This window comes from Mediterraneibacter sp. (assembly GCF_030825015.1).
Lineage (GTDB): Bacteria > Bacillota > Clostridia > Lachnospirales > Lachnospiraceae > Mediterraneibacter.
The window spans coordinates 20,814-38,468 of record NZ_JAPJQP010000017.1 but is presented as its reverse complement, the minus strand read 5'-3'; the positions used below and the strand labels follow the sequence as shown (position 1 = coordinate 38,468).

The window sequence follows — 17,655 nt, the reverse complement described above, 5'->3', positions numbered from 1 at the left end:
CTCGCCCATTCTTATCATAGAAGATCTTATTTACAGACTTTTCTTCATAGTCTCTAAATATTTAAGAAATTTCTTAAACTCTCTTATAAGCCCTTAAGCCCTTATTTTATACGGTCTAAGGGCTTTTTTATACGGTAGATAATATCTTAAAACGTCTTAAACTTGCTTAATCTTACCTCGTCTAAAGTAGTAAATTCAGTAGTACGATTATGCGGTCAATCTTTGCATTTCGGCTTGTGCTGACTGATAACCCCCATGTGCATAATAGCCAAGTGTCATAGTGATATTTTTATGCCCCATGACATATTGAAGATTAGTCGGTGTCATTCCTCTGTTTGCCATGTTCGTGCAAAAGGTATGTCTTAAAATATGCGGTGTAATGTTCGGCAATTCCTTTTGCGTAATCTTTCTATACTTCTTCACAAGGTTTCTGAAAGTAGTTGTATAACAAGCGTTATACATAGGATAGCCTTGCTTGTTAAGAAAGATAAAAGTACTATAACCGTCAACGACAATAGGCTGTGCGTTGTTTTGGCTTCTTATAACTTCCTGTAATGCTTCATAGACTAAATCAGTCATAGGCACTTTGCGATAACCACTATCACTTTTTGGTGGCTCAATATAATAACCGTCTTTGTCTTTTTTTAATTGGTGGTTAATATCAATCATGCGGTTATCAAAATCAAGGTCAGAAAGCGTTAATCCGCACATTTCAGAGATACGCAAGCCAGTATTTAGCAGGATAACGATTGCAGGATAATAGGCTTTATATGTACAATCAATTTTCACAAAGTCAAGCAGTGCCTTTGTCTGTTCTTCTGTCAATGCTTCTTTCGTTTTGGTGTCATTTTCAATAACATCAGTCAAAGCAAAATCAAAAGGATTTTTTCTAAGCAAGTCATCTTGTATAGCGAGATAAAATGTTGCGTTAAGGCTTCTTTTCATATTTTTGATTGTACTGAAAGAATACTTTTCTTTCATTCTGTACGCCCATGCTTTCGCTTCAGATAGTTTCAGTTTATCAATATTCACATTCCCTAAGCTGTCATTCTTTAAGGCTTCCATAAGGTTATTTCTTCCTTGTACGGTCGCTTTTCTGACATTTGCACGACTATTGATATAGCGTTGGTATAATTGACATACCGTCATTTTTCCGCCTGTCGTATCAATACCGTCATCTAAATCTTTTTGTATTGCTCTAATCATATCACGAAGTGCAACACAATCTCTTTTTCCTTTTGGTACTCTGTCAGTCGAAACAAGTTTCCAAGAATAAATAAACTTAGGCTTTCCGTTTTCTATGTACTTGTAAGCATATCTACCGTCTTTTCTTTGACTCTCTCCATTATGTAATAAACGACCTTTGCGGTCTGTCCTCTTTTCCATTATGAACTCCTTTCTTATGAAAAGAGCCTTGAATATGACTAATCAGAGTATAGCATAAACAAGGCTTCATTTCATTAAATTGCGGTTAATTTATCTAAGACTTTTTCAAAAGATTTTCGCTTGATTAACAGGCGTTTCCCATTATAGAAAATCCAGTCCGCATTCTTATGTTCTTCTGCAATTTTTCGCAACTTATTTTCGCCAATATGGAAGTATTGGCTTGCTTCATCGATAGATAATAAATATTTTTCGTGTATAGGTACATTGTGTTTCATCTACATATCACGCTCCTTTGCTGTTAAGGTCAAGTTATCTTCATCAAGCAAGAACGCCTTAAAAAGAACATCGTTTTGATTGATAAATACACCTTTTGAGTTTGGCGGTATTTTTTCAGAAGCAGAGCTATTTTCTAATACCATTTGAGATAAAATTTTATCCGCACTTCCGCATATTCTGTTGCCTAAGTTTGTTTTTATCTGACCGTTGATTATATCGGCTGACGGTTTTTGTATTGATAAAATAAGGTGTATGCCAAAAGCACGCCCCAATCGAGCGATAGACGTTATATGTTCCTCTATCTTTTCCATAAGTTCCAACTTTTCCTTATCGGTACTTTTTTTCAATCCTGTTTTGTCTAAGAGTTCCGCCACTTCATCACACGTAACAATGATACGGTTTAATTTTTCATTATTCTTGTTGTTATACTCCTCAATATCTCTACAAGAATTAGAAACTAAAATATCTCTTCTTCTGTTCATTTCTGCCTTTATAGAAATCAGCGTATCAAGAAAATCTTTTTCCGTAGTAATAATTTTACAATTTTCATGCCATAACCTTTTGAAGTCTAACCCACCTTTGAAATCTGCAATATAAACTTCCATATTTTTTGATATACATTGCCACAAACAAAGTTTGAAAAGCGATGATTTTCCAGAGCCTGTGCCTCCGGCGATCAGGCAGTGAGGGGTATCATTTATATTTATCATTACTTTTTCAAAAGCAGAAATCCCCAATAGCAAAGTACAATCATCATCAACTAAATACTTATCTTCCCATACGAGCATTTTTGAAAAAAATTTATTTATGTCAACGCAATAGACTTTTATAATCTTCTTGCTGTTTTTGCCAAATTCTATTTTCAAAATATCATATTCTAATATTGTTTCTATTCGCTCTTTTGCGTTTTCCCAATCAATTATAGACAGATATGGACTGTAAAATGTATGAACAATAATATCCGTTTCTTTGGACTGTCTTTTTTTGCTCAAAAGTCGGGGAATTTCGTACTCCTTATTATGAAAGCCTATCTTATAAAAACCTTTTGATATTTTACGTGTTCCCATAGGCGTTCCCAATACTATCAAAGCTACAAACAGCGTAAAAGGTTCAATAATTATAAAAATCGTTTCATTGATGATATTTTTAGGCAGTACAGAATAATATATAAACCCCAATCCATTCAAAAAGTAAAGTACTAGTAATAGACAAATAAATGTAATCAATTTCTTTTTATCTGAGGTCATTACCCTAACCCCATTTAGCAAGCGAAAGCCTAAATTTTCTATTTTTCTAATCATATATAAAGTACCTCTCTTTCTCATGCTCTACGACTTCCCCTGTTTCTTTGATTTCAATAATTTTACTAATTTTGTTTATTAAAGCGTTCCATTTTAGGGGATAATGTCTTTGTACATCTCGATATTGTTTTTCTAAAGGAAGAACAGAGAGCAAATATACATATTCATATACACTATATCTATCATAGAACCTAGCAGGCAGATACATTGGAAATATATCTAACAATGAAATCAAATCATCAATATAAAGAGAACTTTGGAAATTATCTAACAGCAAAACTTTCTGTCCATGATATGTATCATAACTCATGTCTTTGTGTTTCCTATAATTCGTTATTCTGCAAATATCAACAGGTTCATGGCATTCATAAACCATTCTTGTCTTGCCAACTCCACTTTCGCCAAAACAGTAAATCACAGAAAGAGAACGAAATTTATTTGCATTCTTGATTAGTAAAGCCTCTTTTAATGCTTCAATTTGCTTAACCCTAAAGATAAGTTCGGGTTTGTCTGAAACAATTTCGCCAATTATTTTTCCATTTTCTAAATCCTTGATAACTTCATAATTTAGTGGATTTTTTTCCTGTTTCTCATTTGGAATTTCGCCCCATTCATAGAAAGAGCCTTCAACTTTTGTTTCTTCTTTTTCTGTTCCTTCCCATTTGCCTGTTTTAGAAACATACTCTTTATTTTCAAGTACGCTTCCATGTGCCTTTTCACAGTGGCAAACAGGAAACCTAGAAGAACAAATTGTTGAAAATCTGATAGGAGATTTTCTGTATATAAAAATATGTGTATGTGGAGTTCCACTCTTTGATATTTCATCACTTATACAGTAATAAGTAGGGAAAAGGCTATTCAATCTATCAATAATGATTTCCCTTGTCAGCCCATATTTTTGAGGGTTATTTATTACTATATTCCACTTCCTTGATTGTGGGTTTCCCATTAAATCACTCCTTTTCTTTCCTCTGCTACATGCTACATATATATGCTAAGGGGTAATACTTCCCCCTTAGCATATTGTGGTAATTCGTGCCCTTACGGGCACTCATACCACAACGCCAAACGCAATTATTTCTCTACAACAACAATATCTTCCGCATATACAGAAAGTTGATTTCGATAATCTCCATAAACAGTCGCTACCGCATTTTTTAACTGCACTTCGACCTGCATAGGCACATCAATCTGCTTTGGCACTTTTACATATAGCTTTTCAAAAAGATTAGAGCCTTTCTCATTCTCTTTTCGTTCATAAGGCGTATTATCTTGTGTAGTTACAATTTCTACCCTTGTACCGATAATTTCTTTCGTTTCACGGTCAGTTAATGGAGATATACCGACCGTCATAAATCTTTTGTGTTTAGCAAAACCGTTCCAATCAAAATATTCAAATTGTCTTAAATATTTCATTTGTATTTTCCTCCTATTTTTCTTCCAGATATATTACTGTGTACACTTGCTTTATATCTTGAAAATACTATATCAAATTATCAAATTCTCAATATTATATTCTTGATTTTGTGATTTTAAGAATTTATAATATATTTATATTCTGAATATAGAATTTAAGGAGGGTAAAATGATAAAAGATGAAAAAAAGAGATTACCTCAATATTTAGATGGGTTAGATAATGAAGAATTAGAAAAATTGCGGAATGATACTTCAATTGAAAATTGGAGAAAGAATTTTATCTTGCGTTTTTATGAGCAACTCTCTTTAAAAGAACTTTCAAAAAAAGATGTTTGTAAAAATGTAAGTTCTGACACCGATAGATACAAACTATTATTTGATGATTATAAACTTGCTCATAGTACCTTAACAGAATGCACAAACATAAATGCACACAAAAAATTAAGAACATTCAGCATAAATCATTTGATTGCAATATCAAATTCTTTAAATGTAAGTATAGATTATCTTTTAGGAATCGAAACTAATGAAAGCCATGAAAATACAGATATTCATAAAGTTATTGGTCTTAACGACATAGCAATTAATAAGTTAAAAAGAAATAAAGAAATTCAAAGACAGTTGGAATTTTTTTTATTATCTCCCAAGATTGAAGATATTTCTAATGCAATTTATAATGAATACTGGAAGCATAGTCTTTACATAGGAGTATGTAATGAATACAGCAACGAACTGGTTATAAAAATCAAGGAAAGTTATCATGAATTTAGTAATAAAGTTTTCCCACTAGAGAGAAATCAAGATAAGTATAAGCAATATTTAAAAGAAAAAATCTCATATAAAGATATATTAAAAGCGTATGAGAATATAAAAAATTTCTTTAAGGATAATTTATCTCAGTCTTTACAAATTCAATATGCGGATAATACTTCTGGATTTTCTGATATGAAGTTATATGATTTTTTTATTACTGATACTGTAGAACGCACCTATGATATTTTTGAACATATATTTAATGATTTATCATTAGAAAAAATTACACAATCATTTTTGAATTTATTAGACGATTTTTTTAATAGCTAATAAAGGAATTTCTATTATTGAAAATGAAAAAAGAACAACTAATATTGCTTGTTAGTTGTTCTTCTTTTTCATACTTCAGTTATATAATAGAATTGTGTAAATAGTATGTTATTTTTCGCTTTATTCTTTGTTTTCTTCTGTATCTTCTGTTTTCTCTTCCATATTCTCTAAAGCATATTGGCAAGCTTGTATAACAAAGCGAGAAAATGTAACATGTTGGTTTTGAATTGCGTTTTCAATTTCCTCAATCAATTCTAAGGGGAATCTTATTGTTTTGTTTTCTGTCTGCTTCTTATCGGGTTTGAGTTGGAAAGCCATTTGCATACCTCCTTGTTATTAACATGGTATTGCAAATAAGCACAAAAATATGCACTGCATATTGCAATGCAACTATTGTTTCTAATCTTACAATATGATAAAATGAGAAAAAAGCATAGAGAGGAATGGACAACATGAAAATCAATTTCAAAAGCAAGAAAGTGATTATTCCAATCATTATAGCTGTAATTGTCTTAATTATTGCTTCTGTATTGGGGTATCGTTATTATCAGCAACAGGAATTACAGAAGAAAATCGACACAGCCATTGCACAGATTGAAAAGACAGAAACAGACTTTAACAAGGGAGATACACGAGAAGATAAACTTACTCTTTTACAGTCTATTTCAAAGGAACATGTTGATTATGAAAAGTCAAAAGATGTAATTAAGGAAATAGATGAAAAATATCATTCTGTTATATCCGATATGCAGAAAGTATTTAGAGAAGAATACGACAAGACTTTGACCGACAACATGCTGAAAGATATTGATAAAATCAGCGATAAAGAGCAGTTAAACAACGCTAAAACAAAACTCAATGAATTATTAAAGACCATACAAGGCGAAAAAGATGTTGTATGTACGGAAAACGAAGTAAACGAGTATGAAACAAAAATCACTGACCTTGTAAAATCTTATGAGGACAGAGTAACCGCAATCGAAAAAGAAGAACAGGCAAAAAAAGAAGCTGAAGAAAAAGCACAGCAGGAAGAAGCGGCAAGGCAAGCTGCACAGAAAGCACAGCAGGCTTCAAGTTCCAATAATTACAATAGTTCTGAAAGTTCTTCCGGCGGCTCTTCATCGGGCGGTTCTTCCGGCGGAAATACTAGCAGTTCATCATCTGGTGGTCGTTATCAAACGGGAACTTCATGGTACGAAGATGAAAATGGCAGAACAGAGTATCAGGAATATTCTGACGGCAGTTGGACAGCACAAGACGATCAAGGGAACAGTTGGAGCAGTGATGATTTAAGCGAATGGTTAGATTAAGCGATAAATAATAATCAAGGGATATTCCAAAATGATGAATTGGAATATCCCTCTTTCTATTTTGTCGTTTCTTCCCTTTGTCAATCCCCACTTTTCAGTGCCTACGGTAAAGGGATTGACAAAGATTAACTTTTTTCGTCATAAACAAGGCTCTATGTGATTTGTAGTAAATGAGTAGTAAATTTGTTGTTTTTCTGTGCTTGATATGCTGTGAATTGCCTTTATTTCAAGCGTTTTTTAGGATAATCTTTTAAATTTCATTTAAAATAAAAAACAGATATCTATGCAATGCTATGCGAGCTGCCTGTCGATTGAATGGCTATTCGTATCCTGAAATAAATAAGGAATTTGAACATGAAGTTGCAAAAAAAATTGGATGGAAGCGAGGAATTCATCCAATATATTTTAGTAAAGTATTGAAAGAAATAAGTGAACACGATTTGCTAACGGCAACGGAATGGTGCAAGCAACAAATAGAGTTTTCCATAAATCTTGCGAACACACTTGAAAATGGGGATAGAAAAGATGGGAAAAGAGTAAGTGATATATTGGCTAGATTATAGAGAAAAATATAGAAAATTTAAAATTTAAGCACCCTCCGGGGTGCTTTTCTAATGCATAATTCCACTCCCTGTGCACATACTATCCCCGAGGTGATAGAATGAATAAAAAGCAGCAGGAGCAGGAAAACAGACAGAAGAACTTGAATAAGTTCAACAGCGTAACAGAAAAGGTAAAACCGGAGAATCAGAACCAGACGCACAATGTCCGATCTGAAGCGGTAGAGCCGAAGAACAGACAGGTATAAGGCATCCGAAAGGGTGTCTTTTCTAATGCGAAATTTTAAGTAGAGGAAGGTGGTGAAGTGGCGAATTATGAAAACATAAAAGATAAAGGATTTGATCATCGAACAACGGACGAACTACGGATTATTACATCAAAAGGAGGTAAAGCCAGTGGAAAGGCAAGACGCCGGAAGGCGGACTTCCGGAAGAAGCTGAACATGCTGCTTACCGCTGAAATAGATAGTGAAGAATGGAAGCCGGTTCTGGAGGCACTTGGTGTTGAGTGTACTTTAGAGTCGGCTCTTTTAATGGCGCAGATTAAAGAGGCGTTGGCTGGAGATACGAAGGCAGCCACCTTTGTTGCAAAATACTCTGGCCAGTCTTCTGAATCTGATGAGAACAGGTTGAACCGTGAAGCAGATACAGAGCTTAAGAAAGCACGCAAGCAGGCGGTTACTGGTGAAAATGAAACGGAAGAGGCTCTTGATAAACTGGATCAGATACTAAAGGAGATGCGTGATAATGCAGTTAAGCAAGAAACAGAATGAGTATATTGTGAATGCAACGCATCGTTGGAATATTAAATCCGGAGCTGTACGATCGGGAAAGTCTTATGTCGACACTGCGTTTGTGATTCCTTTCCGGATTAGAGAAAGAGCCGGAAAACCTGGGCTAAATGTTATCCTTGGCGTTTCCAAAGAATCCATAGAAAGAAACGTTCTGCAGCCGATGCGAGAGATTTACACAGACAAGTTGATCGGAACGATTAACAACCGGAATGTAGCGCGGATCTGCGGAGAGGATGTTTACTGTCTGGGAGCGGAAAAGGTCAGTCAAGTGGCAAAGATTCAAGGGGCATCCATTAAGTACTGCTACGGAGACGAGGTGGCAAAGTGGAACAAGGAAGTGTTCCAAATGTTGAAATCTCGTCTTGATAAACCATATTCTTGTTTTGATGGATCATGTAACCCGGAGCATCCTACACACTGGCTAAAAGAGTTTCTGGACAATGAAGAACTGGATATCTACCTGCAGAGGTACACGATATTCGATAATCCTTTTCTTCCGGAAGAATTTGTGCAGCAGCTCTGTAAAGAGTATGAGGGAACAATTTATTACGACCGTCTGATACTGGGGCTATGGAAAAGGGCTGAAGGAGCAATCTATAAAAGATTTGCCGATAATCCAGAATTATTTTTGTGTGAGATTGTGGACGAATTATCGCCTGATCCGGAGCGTAAGCAATTCCGAAAAGAAGATATCACATCCATAGAGATCGGCTTGGACTTTGGTGGAAATCAGTCCGGTCATTCTTTTGTTGCCAGAGGATATACAGACAATTACAGAGATGTAATTGCACTAAAATCCCGTAGAATCATGGCAAAGGATGAAAATGAGGATATAGACAGCAATATGCTGGACAAGATGTTTTGCGACTTTGTTGGAGAAGTGATTGAAGAATATGGGGTTGTTATCCGCCACGGAGATTATGTGGAATATTGCAATGTGGAAACCGTTTATTATGATAATGCGGAGACGGTTCTTGGAAATTCTATCCGGAACGCAGTGGAGAAACAGTATCCTTGGATATCGGTTCGTAAGGCAAAAAAAGCAACGATAAATGACAGAATCAGATGTACCGTCAAGCTCATGGGAGCGGGGCGGTTTTTTATTACAAAAGACTGCGAAAGCTTGAAGACGGCATTTTCGGATGCAGTTTGGAATAAGGATGTGAAAGATAAGGATGATCGTCTGGATGATGGCAGCACAGATATCGACAGTTTGGATGCGTTCGAATATACGATTGAACGCGATATGAAATACCTGATTGAAGAGGTGGAAGATGTTTGAGGGATTAAAAAGATTTTGGAAAGGATTCATGCGGATGTTTGGATATACGACATTAAAACAGATCGTTGGCAAGGATATCACACTTTCTGACAACATGATCAATGCGATAAACGAATGGAAGCAGATGCTGAATGGACAGGCGGATTGGATCACTGACAGCATTGTATCTTTGGGGATAGAAGAAGGCATCTGTCGTGAATTTGCCGATTGCGTTCTGGTGGAAATGGAAACCAGCGTGAGTAATGAGCGTCTGAATAAGATATATCAAAAAAATATCGCAAGGTTGAATGAAAATTTACAGGAAGGTCTTGCACTTGGATCATTTGTCCTGAAACCGCTCGGAGAAGCTACTGCTGAATTTATATCTGCGGATAAGATCATTCCAATCAGCTTTGGAGATGATGGAAAACCGAATGATATAGCTTTTCTGACAGTGAAGAAAGTCGGAGATACGGATTACTTCACGCGGTTTGAAAGACATTATTTCATAAACGGAAATTTGACCATAGAGAATAAATGTTTTCATTCTCAGACAGCAAGTGATATCGGTCTTCCGTGTAGTTTGGAAGCAGTAGAAGAATGGTTGAACATCAATCCGGGACCTGTTACATATCCGGGAATGAACCGAATGGATTTTGGTTATTACCGGAATCCGATTAAAAATAAAGTTGATGGTTCGGCATGTGGTGTCTCTGTATACGATTCGGCAACAGATCTAATTAAAAAGGCGGACATCCAGGGGGCAAGGCTTGACTGGGAGTATGAATCTGGGGAACGCGCCATCCATGTCGATGGCAAAGCATTAAAACAGGATAAATCAACCGGAAGATTTGGAATGGCAAGGCTTAATAAAAGGCTTTACCGAGGTTTGAATTTGGAAGCAGGGAAAGATCAGGAGCTTCTGAAAGAGTATTCTCCGGAAATGCGAGACGAAGCCTTTAAGCGTGGACTTGAAGAGTATAAGCGAGAAATTGAATTTTCTGTTGGCTTGGCTTACGGAGATTTATCGGATGTGCAGGAAGTCGCTAAGACAGCAACAGAGATAAAAGTATCAAAGAACCGGAAGTATAACCGGGTAACGGCAATTCAGAACAATCTGTATGATTGCCTGGAAGATTTCGCCGCAGGACTTGCCTTTTACAACAGCATGTTGCACTCCGGGTATGAGTTTTCCTGCAAGTTCAATGATTCTATTCTGACGGATGAAGAGGCAGAACGACAGCAGGACAGACAGGATGTAAGTATGGGAGTGATGTCACATCTGGAATACAGGATGAAGTGGTACAACGAAGACGAGGCAACGGCTAAAAAGATGCTGCCGGAACAGAATCAAGTTATGGAGTAGGTGATCTGATTGAGAGAAGACTACAAGAAATAGTTGTCCCGTCAGATTGAGAAACACTTCTCTGATCTAGAAATTCGGATTATGGAAGATATCGTTCGCCGGATCCGGCAGACCGGGAAAATAACCAGCACTGCTGACTGGCAGATCAACAGGCTGCGGATTCTGGGATATTCTTCTGAGGACATTGAGCAGATGTTGAAAGAAGCGTTGGATAAATCTTATCCGGAGATGTTTGAATTGTATGATAAAGTCATTGATTGGGAATATGTCCGGAATAAGGAAGTATACGAACAGGTTAATGCAGAATTTATTCCGTACGAAGAGAATGAGGAGCTGCAGCAGATAACGGAGGCGCTTATCAGACAGAGCAGTGAGGAATTGAAAAATATAACAAATTCTCTTGGCTTTTATTTGGATTACGGAACAGGGAAACCGGTATTGACTCCGTTGGCACAGGTGTATCAAAAATATTTGGATGCTGCCTGTATGGATATTGTGTCCGGGGCATTTGATTATAATAGCGTCTTGCGAAGAGTTGTGACACAGCTTACAAATAGCGGTCTCAGACAGATTGATTATGCATCCGGAAGAGCAAACCGAATCGATGTGGCAGCACGCAGAGCTGTTATGACCGGGGTGTCGCAACTTTCGGGAAAGATATCTGAAATGAATGCTGAAAAATTCGGCACAGAACATTTTGAGGTGGAATGGCACGCCGGAGCTCGACCAACCCATGCAGTGTGGCAGGGCAGAATATACAGCAAGGAAGAACTTACAACGGTGTGTGGACTTGGAAGTGTAACGGGATTGCTCGGTGCTAACTGCTATCACATGTATTATCCTTTCGTTCCGGGCATTTCCGTCAGGAACTGGACAGACGAGTGGCTGGAAGAGCAGAATCGCAAGGAAAACACGCCGATTACCTTTAACGGTAAAGAATACACTCTTTACGAAGCAAAGCAACGGCAGAGGCAGATGGAAACTTGTATGCGGGCACAGCGTGAAAAGGTTGACCTTTTGAAGAAAGGCGGAGCTGATCCGGATGATACCATGATCGCAAGAGCGAAATATCAAGGGCAGTTGAATGAATATAGCCGGTTCTGTAAGAAGATGGGTCTGACAGAAGAAAGAGAGCGTATTTATTATGATATGCGCGGAAGGATAGCAACAAATACGAAAAAGCAGAACCGTAAATATACGACAGATATGATTCGAAATGCGGATAGAGATTCAAAGCAGTATTACCGGTACAGAAATATACTTGGAGATGATGTCGGCAGCCTTGCTGATTTTCGGCAGATGAAGTATGATGATGAAGAGAAATGGAAGTACATCAATGGTTTAAAGGGATATATAGAAAAATATCCAACAAGCAATAAAATATATTACGATATCCATACGGCATTGGAAGACGCAGGAATAAAGGTTGAGTAGCGCTTCCACCCGTTCAGAAGCAGGCATTTATTCTTTCAGAAGGAAAGAAAGACCCTAACCATATAATGAAAAGAATGTTAGAACGAGGAATTACTGATGATGAAGTAAGGTATTTTATGAAGAATGCGAAGGTGATGTTTTCTCAGTGGGGAGGGAAGAGACAACTATTTGTATCTGAAGAAGGCATGGTGGTTGTAACGAATTCAAGTGGAGAATGGATATTTAAGACTGTTTGGTCAAAAAATGATTATGACGAACAATCAGAAAATATAATGGAGGTGTTGAAAAAGTATGTCAAGTAATAATATAGACTACGAAGCAGATCATTATTGCCCTGCGTATGGTCGGGTTATTGATGCTGATTTATGTTATGATTCTATGATGTGCTTAAATCGTTTTTTTAAAACATCTTCTACAAAAGAACTGGAAGAGATAGAGAATATAGATAAGGCAAGGGAAATATGTCGGTCTTGTCCATATAGTGAATAATACCACCCATTCTTCGGAGTGAGTGGTATTTTTGTACCCATTTTTAAGAAAGGAGGATTGTCATGAAACTTTTTGAACAGGATGTAGGAAAGGAATGGTGATCCAGTTATCTCCCGTTGAGACGCAGGGTGACGCGTCTTATTTTATTGTCTTTTTCCGGCAGACGTAAAAGAACGGAAGAAAGGAGAGTGTAACATGAAGGCAGAATTTTTAAAAGGACTTGGATTGGAACAGGATGTTGTTGACAAAATCATGGCAGAAAATGGAAAGGATGTTGCTGCGGAACAGGCAAAGACAACGAAAGCCGTAAGTGAGAGGGACAATTATAAGGACCAGCTTGCGACAGCAACGGCATCTTTGGAAAAGTTCAAAGATGTAGACCCGGCAGCCATGCAGAGTGAAATTGAAAACTTGAAAGAGCAGTTGAAGGATAAGGATGCAGAATACGCTGCAAAAGAAGCAGACCGCATTTTCTCCGATACCGTCAAAGAGGCTATTAAGTCAGCCGGCGGAAGAAATGAAAAAGCAGTCATGGCTATGCTTGATATGGAAGCATTGAAAGCATTAAAAAACCAGTCTGAGGACATTAAGAAGGCATTGGAAACCGTGAAGGAGTCCGATGCTTATTTATTTGGTTCTGACGAACCATTTATGAACGCAGTCGGAGCAACCGGAGGCAGTGCTGATGTTGGCGGAGATAATCTGTCAGCAATCAGAGCAGCTATGGGACTTCCGACAAACAAATAATTTTTATTTTTAGAAAGAGAGAGGTAAAAAGATATGGCAAATACGATTGCATTAAGAAAAGCGTATGCTACTATGCTTGATGAAGTTTATAAACTGGCATCTCTTACAGCCGTTTTGGACGGACCGAACGAACTTGTAAAAGAGGGTGCGAACGCAAATGAAATTTTGATTCCGAAAATGACGATGTCCGGTCTTGCAAATTACAATAAGCAGACAGGATATGTTGCAGGTGACGTCACGCTTGAGTACGAGACTAAGAAGTGTACTTATGATCGTGGCCGTATGTTTACTGTAGATGCGATGGACAACATTGAATCTGCAGGTGTTGCCTTCGGGCGTCTTTCCGGAGAATTTTTGAGAACACAGGTTGTTCCGGAACTTGATGCTTGGAGACTTTCATCTTATGCAGGATATGCACCATCTGAAAATAAGGTTGCGGAAGCGATCGCAGACGCGAAAGCTGGAATTGCAGCGATTAGAAAAGGCAAAACCGCTATTAAAAATGCGGAAGCAAAGCCGGAAACCTGTTATCTGTATATTTCTGCGGCACTCAAGGGAGATATTGAAGACCTTGATACAACGGCATCCAAGAAAGTTTTGGAAGGATGGGCAGGTGTGATTGAAGTTCCTGAGGGAAGATTTTTCGACAAGGTAACCTTGACGGCATCCGGATCCGGCGGATTTACAACAACAGGTGGTAAAAAGATTGATTTCTTGATTGTTGACAAGAATGCAGTAATACAGAATCAGAAGCACACGGTATCTAAGATTATTACACCTGAAGCGAACCAGGACGCAGATGCTTGGAAATTTGGATATCGTACCGTAGGTATCGCAGAAGCGAAAGATAATAAGAAAGTGGCCATCTACGTGCATACTGCAGCAGCATAAGAATGGGGGATCGTATGCAGGAAGTGATTTACAATTATTATACGGATCATTATGGAGGGCGTGTGATCCCTGAAAATGAATTCTCGTATGTGATCAAAAAAGCGGAAATATATCTGCATATGTTTACTTTTGATCAGCTCGAAGGACATCCTTATGACAACATTGTAAAGAATTGTCTCTGCGATATGGCGGAGACAATCTACAAAGTTGAGAAACAGGGCGATGAGAGTGTCAAGAAGTCGGAGAGCACGGACGGATATTCTGTATCTTATGTAACTGAGATTGCAGACGGTCAGAACCCGCAAGAAGTATTACGCAAGAAACTGTACGGTATTACAGAATGTTATTTAATGAATACTGGACTTTTATATCTGGGGGTGGAGTGATGCTGACTAATACGGATATTACTATCTTCAATGCGTTTTCGGATAAGAAGTCTAAGAAAATCGTGTATGTTCCGCATTACATTGACGCCGTCTGGTTTCATGCGGATCAGAAGACAGTGGATGCAGGTTACAAATTTACCCACCAGGATGTGCTCTACAAGACCATTAATCCGGGACAGCAGTTCCAAGCGCAGTGGATACCGGGACAGGAAACGGAAAGCATTTTTACAAGGATTGACGAGGAACATACCGGAACGAAGGCAGATCCGATTCCGTATCATGTGAACATGGAAGTCTTCGAGGGAAAGTATTATACAGAGGACGGCATTCTTTACAGATGCACAAGAAACAGTGGGCAGGCTTTGCAGAATAAAGCATCGGAACTGGTAGGACATTACTTTGAAGCAGTAAAGTAGGAGCAAATATGAGAGAAATCAGGGCAAGACCGTAACAGGTCTTATTTTTATGCATAAAATAAAATAGGAGGATAGACCGATGTATATTACAGCAGACACGATTATAACTGCAGCGGCGCTGATCGGCGCGCTCGGCGTAATCGGGGGAATAATGGTCGCGATATACAAGTTTTATCAAAAACCAGCGAAAATAGAAAAAAAACTAGAAAATCTAGAAAAAACGCATAATGAAGATATCAGGAAAATAAACGAGGAGCAGTGTCTTGCCACATACGGCTTATTGGCATGCCTGAAAGGTTTAAAAGAGCAGGGGTGCAATGGTCCGGTAACAGAAGCAATCAATAAAATCGAAAAGCACTTGAACAAACAGGCGCATGACATGGAGGAATAATTATGAGTATGGAAATTTTAATGCAGTATGTAACTTATTTACTTATGGCGATTGGAGTATTGGCGTTTTTGACCAGTATTATCACACAGGTAATCAAAGAAATGCCGGGGTTGAAAAAAATCCAGACAAATGTAGTGGCACTTGTGGTGGCCTTGATCTTGTGCCCATTGGCGGTTGTGATTTTATGCATATACTTTAGTATTCAGATAAGTTGGTATTATATTGTTGGAACTATGATAGCAGCATTTATAGTATATTTAGTGGCAACCGGTGGCTGGGAAAAAGTCGCGGAGATGTGGCAGCGGACGAAATTTAATAAACATAAATAATACGTAAAGATACGTGAAAAATAATTGACATACGTAATAATACGTGATACAATACAATCATGATAAGGAAAGGAGATACAAAAGATGCCAATGACACCGAGAGAGATGATAAAACATCTCAAGAAAAACGGGTTTGAGGAAATCAGTCAAAATGGTTCTCATGTAAAACTCAAGAATCAGACGACAGGGATAACAGTTATTGTTCCTTATCACTCCAAAGCCATGAAAAAGGGGCTGGAGCAGGCGATATTAAAACAAGCGGGGCTTAAATAGCCCTGCGCCTGAAAAAGAAAGCGGAGGTATTACGTATGGAAAAATTATTTTATCCTGCAATTTTTCACGAGGCGGAAGAAGGCGGTTTTTGGGTATCCTTTCCGGATTTACCGGAATGCTTAACAGAGGGAGATGATATGCAGCAGGCTTATGAGATGGCAGTAGATGCGCTGGGAATCTCTCTTACAAGCAGGAAAGCAGAAGGCGAACCGATTCCAAAACCGACAGAAATAAATAAAGTAGATGCGGAAGACGGAATTTTAGCTGTCGTAGAGTTTGATATGATGGAATATCAGAAGAAACACAATTCACGTGCAATCAAGAAGACGCTTAGTATTCCGGAATGGCTGAACGAAGAAGCGGTTGCCAGAGGAGTTAATTTCTCACAGGTATTGCAGGAAGCGCTGATGCTGAAATTAAATATAGGAAGATAGAATAATTTAGAGAGCTTGGAGGCAGGCTCTCTTTTTTTGCGCTGGCGCAATACGCCGAAAGAAAGGAGAAGAACATGGCAAATTTAAGAGTAATCGATGTAAGCGAACATCAAGGGTCTATTAACTGGGATGCAGTAAAAGGACATATCGATGGGGCAATCTTACGATGCGGATATGGAGATAATATTGCGAGCCAAGATGATAAGCAGTGGAAAAGAAATGCAGATGAATGTACAAGACTTGGAATTCCGTTCGGAGTATATATCTATTCCTACGCGACAAGTGACGCAAAGGCGAGAAGCGAAGCGGAACACGTCCTGAGATTGGTAAGCGGATATAAACTTTCATACCCAATTTATTTAGATTTGGAGCAGGCTGGAACGGAAAAAGGAGCAATACGAAGAGCAAATATTTTTGGGGGCATCATCGAAAACGCTGGATACTGGTGCGGAGTTTACGCCAATACAAATTGGTGGACAAACTACCTTGTAGGGTTGGAGCGGTTTGTAAAATGGGTGGCACAGTATAATTTGGTCTGTACATATCAGGGAACATATGATATCTGGCAGTATACGTCAGGCGGATCTGTTCCGGGAATTTCCGGAAACGTGGATATAAATCATTGTTATAGAGATTATCCAGCAGAAATTACAGGAGGGGATCCGCCGGCAGTAGCACCATCTGGATCTACGCTTGATCTTGTTGTTGGGGTTATGCAGGGAAAATATGGAGACGGAGACGCTAGAAAAAATGCTCTAGGAAATCGGTATAATGAGGTGCAGAATATGATTAACTATATTGCATCTGCCTCCGTAGATACACTTGTGAAAGAAGTTTATGCGGGAAAATATGGAAATGGAGACACAAGAAAAGTAGCACTTGGAAATCGGTACAACGAGGTGCAGAACAAGATTGATGTTTCTTCCGGCGGCGAAGTCTATTACACAGTGCAGTCCCGGGACACATTATCTGGAATTGCTGCTAAGTATGGTACAACGTATCGGCATCTTGCAGGTCTGAATGGGATTGTTAATCCGAACTTGATTTATGCGGGACAAAAGATCCGAGTAAAATAATAAATTTACCCCGGAGGATCAGCTCCGGGGAGAAA

General features: G+C 38.2%; 25 protein-coding genes. 19 read left to right on the top strand and 6 right to left on the bottom strand.

Annotated features, from left to right (window positions below):
- Positions 1-207 precede the first annotated feature (207 nt).
- The 5 genes from RCH61_RS07895 to RCH61_RS07875 form a co-directional block, all read right to left on the bottom strand.
- Positions 208-1,386 (bottom strand): site-specific integrase, encoded by a 1,179-nt coding sequence (locus tag RCH61_RS07895; protein WP_306480380.1) that lies wholly within the window; start codon positions 1,384-1,386, stop codon positions 208-210.
- Between the two features lie 74 nt (positions 1,387-1,460).
- Entirely contained in the window at positions 1,461-1,661 is a 201-nt protein-coding gene (locus tag RCH61_RS07890) for an excisionase (RefSeq protein WP_306480379.1), read from the bottom strand.
- Positions 1,662-2,963: an FtsK/SpoIIIE domain-containing protein gene (locus RCH61_RS07885; protein WP_306480378.1), complete on the bottom strand. Its 1,302-nt coding sequence runs from the start codon at positions 2,961-2,963 to the stop codon at positions 1,662-1,664.
- A complete protein-coding gene (locus RCH61_RS07880) occupies positions 2,956-3,912 on the bottom strand; it encodes a viral replication protein (RefSeq protein ID WP_306480376.1) in 957 nt (318 codons plus the stop codon). Before RCH61_RS07880 ends, RCH61_RS07885 begins: the two co-directional genes overlap by 8 nt.
- Positions 3,913-4,037: 125 nt before the next feature.
- The gene (locus RCH61_RS07875; RefSeq protein ID WP_306480374.1) at positions 4,038-4,379 is read right to left on the bottom strand and encodes a hypothetical protein; all 342 of its coding nucleotides are present in this window, start codon (positions 4,377-4,379) and stop codon (positions 4,038-4,040) included.
- A gap of 169 nt (positions 4,380-4,548) precedes the next feature.
- Between RCH61_RS07875 and RCH61_RS07870 the strand changes: the two genes are divergently transcribed.
- A complete protein-coding gene (locus RCH61_RS07870) occupies positions 4,549-5,463 on the top strand; it encodes a hypothetical protein (protein WP_306480373.1) in 915 nt (304 codons plus the stop codon).
- A 120-nt stretch (positions 5,464-5,583) separates the two neighbouring features.
- Here the strand turns inward: RCH61_RS07870 and RCH61_RS07865 are convergent, their stop codons facing one another.
- Positions 5,584-5,781 carry a YlcI/YnfO family protein gene (locus RCH61_RS07865; RefSeq protein ID WP_306480372.1) on the bottom strand — a complete coding sequence of 66 codons (198 nt, stop codon included), beginning with the start codon at positions 5,779-5,781 and terminating at the stop codon, positions 5,584-5,586.
- 134 nt (positions 5,782-5,915) lie between these two features.
- Here RCH61_RS07865 and RCH61_RS07860 point away from each other — a divergent pair, with 134 nt between their 5' ends.
- The 18 genes from RCH61_RS07860 (at position 5,916) to RCH61_RS07775 (ending at position 17,620) form a co-directional block, all read left to right on the top strand.
- Complete coding sequence (locus RCH61_RS07860) at positions 5,916-6,773, top strand: hypothetical protein (protein ID WP_306480371.1); 858 nt, start codon at positions 5,916-5,918, stop codon at positions 6,771-6,773.
- 311 nt (positions 6,774-7,084) lie between these two features.
- Positions 7,085-7,336: a hypothetical protein gene (locus tag RCH61_RS07855; protein WP_306480370.1), complete on the top strand. Its 252-nt coding sequence runs from the start codon at positions 7,085-7,087 to the stop codon at positions 7,334-7,336.
- A 98-nt stretch (positions 7,337-7,434) separates the two neighbouring features.
- Complete coding sequence (locus tag RCH61_RS07850) at positions 7,435-7,581, top strand: hypothetical protein (protein WP_306480369.1); 147 nt, start codon at positions 7,435-7,437, stop codon at positions 7,579-7,581.
- Positions 7,582-7,638: 57 nt separating this feature from the next.
- Complete coding sequence (locus RCH61_RS07845; RefSeq protein WP_306480368.1) at positions 7,639-8,106, top strand: hypothetical protein; 468 nt, start codon at positions 7,639-7,641, stop codon at positions 8,104-8,106.
- Positions 8,081-9,409, top strand: coding sequence for a phage terminase large subunit (locus RCH61_RS07840; protein WP_306480367.1), 1,329 nt, complete (start codon positions 8,081-8,083; stop codon positions 9,407-9,409). Before RCH61_RS07845 ends, RCH61_RS07840 begins: the two co-directional genes overlap by 26 nt.
- Positions 9,402-10,754: a phage capsid protein gene (locus tag RCH61_RS07835; protein ID WP_306480366.1), complete on the top strand. Its 1,353-nt coding sequence runs from the start codon at positions 9,402-9,404 to the stop codon at positions 10,752-10,754. The genes RCH61_RS07840 and RCH61_RS07835 overlap by 8 nt, the downstream gene beginning before the upstream one ends.
- Positions 10,755-10,835: 81 nt before the next feature.
- Positions 10,836-12,188, top strand: a complete 1,353-nt coding sequence (locus RCH61_RS07830) for a phage minor capsid protein (RefSeq protein WP_306480365.1) — start codon at positions 10,836-10,838, stop codon at positions 12,186-12,188.
- Positions 12,189-12,253: 65 nt separating this feature from the next.
- Positions 12,254-12,490, top strand: a complete 237-nt coding sequence (locus RCH61_RS07825; protein ID WP_306480364.1) for a hypothetical protein — start codon at positions 12,254-12,256, stop codon at positions 12,488-12,490.
- On the top strand, positions 12,480-12,677 hold the full coding sequence (locus RCH61_RS07820; protein ID WP_306480363.1) for a hypothetical protein: 198 nt from the start codon (positions 12,480-12,482) through the stop codon (positions 12,675-12,677). Before RCH61_RS07825 ends, RCH61_RS07820 begins: the two co-directional genes overlap by 11 nt.
- A 195-nt stretch (positions 12,678-12,872) precedes the next feature.
- Entirely contained in the window at positions 12,873-13,424 is a 552-nt protein-coding gene (locus RCH61_RS07815; RefSeq protein WP_306480362.1) for a phage scaffolding protein, read from the top strand.
- Positions 13,425-13,457: 33 nt separating this feature from the next.
- Positions 13,458-14,315 (top strand): hypothetical protein, encoded by an 858-nt coding sequence (locus tag RCH61_RS07810; RefSeq protein ID WP_306480361.1) that lies wholly within the window; start codon positions 13,458-13,460, stop codon positions 14,313-14,315.
- A gap of 2 nt (positions 14,316-14,317) precedes the next feature.
- The gene (locus RCH61_RS07805) at positions 14,318-14,701 is read left to right on the top strand and encodes a hypothetical protein (protein ID WP_306480360.1); all 384 of its coding nucleotides are present in this window, start codon (positions 14,318-14,320) and stop codon (positions 14,699-14,701) included.
- A complete protein-coding gene (locus RCH61_RS07800; protein ID WP_306480359.1) occupies positions 14,701-15,117 on the top strand; it encodes a hypothetical protein in 417 nt (138 codons plus the stop codon). The genes RCH61_RS07805 and RCH61_RS07800 overlap by 1 nt, the downstream gene beginning before the upstream one ends.
- Positions 15,118-15,196: 79 nt before the next feature.
- Positions 15,197-15,508: a branched-chain amino acid ABC transporter permease gene (locus tag RCH61_RS07795; protein ID WP_306480358.1), complete on the top strand. Its 312-nt coding sequence runs from the start codon at positions 15,197-15,199 to the stop codon at positions 15,506-15,508.
- Positions 15,509-15,510: 2 nt separating this feature from the next.
- Positions 15,511-15,837 (top strand): ribonuclease, encoded by a 327-nt coding sequence (locus RCH61_RS07790; RefSeq protein WP_306480357.1) that lies wholly within the window; start codon positions 15,511-15,513, stop codon positions 15,835-15,837.
- An 84-nt stretch (positions 15,838-15,921) separates the two neighbouring features.
- Positions 15,922-16,110 (top strand): type II toxin-antitoxin system HicA family toxin, encoded by a 189-nt coding sequence (locus tag RCH61_RS07785; RefSeq protein ID WP_009242756.1) that lies wholly within the window; start codon positions 15,922-15,924, stop codon positions 16,108-16,110.
- A gap of 35 nt (positions 16,111-16,145) precedes the next feature.
- Positions 16,146-16,544 (top strand): type II toxin-antitoxin system HicB family antitoxin, encoded by a 399-nt coding sequence (locus tag RCH61_RS07780; protein ID WP_306480356.1) that lies wholly within the window; start codon positions 16,146-16,148, stop codon positions 16,542-16,544.
- 74 nt (positions 16,545-16,618) lie between these two features.
- On the top strand, positions 16,619-17,620 hold the full coding sequence (locus RCH61_RS07775) for a GH25 family lysozyme (RefSeq protein WP_306480355.1): 1,002 nt from the start codon (positions 16,619-16,621) through the stop codon (positions 17,618-17,620).
- The last annotated feature ends 35 nt before the right edge of the window (positions 17,621-17,655 follow it).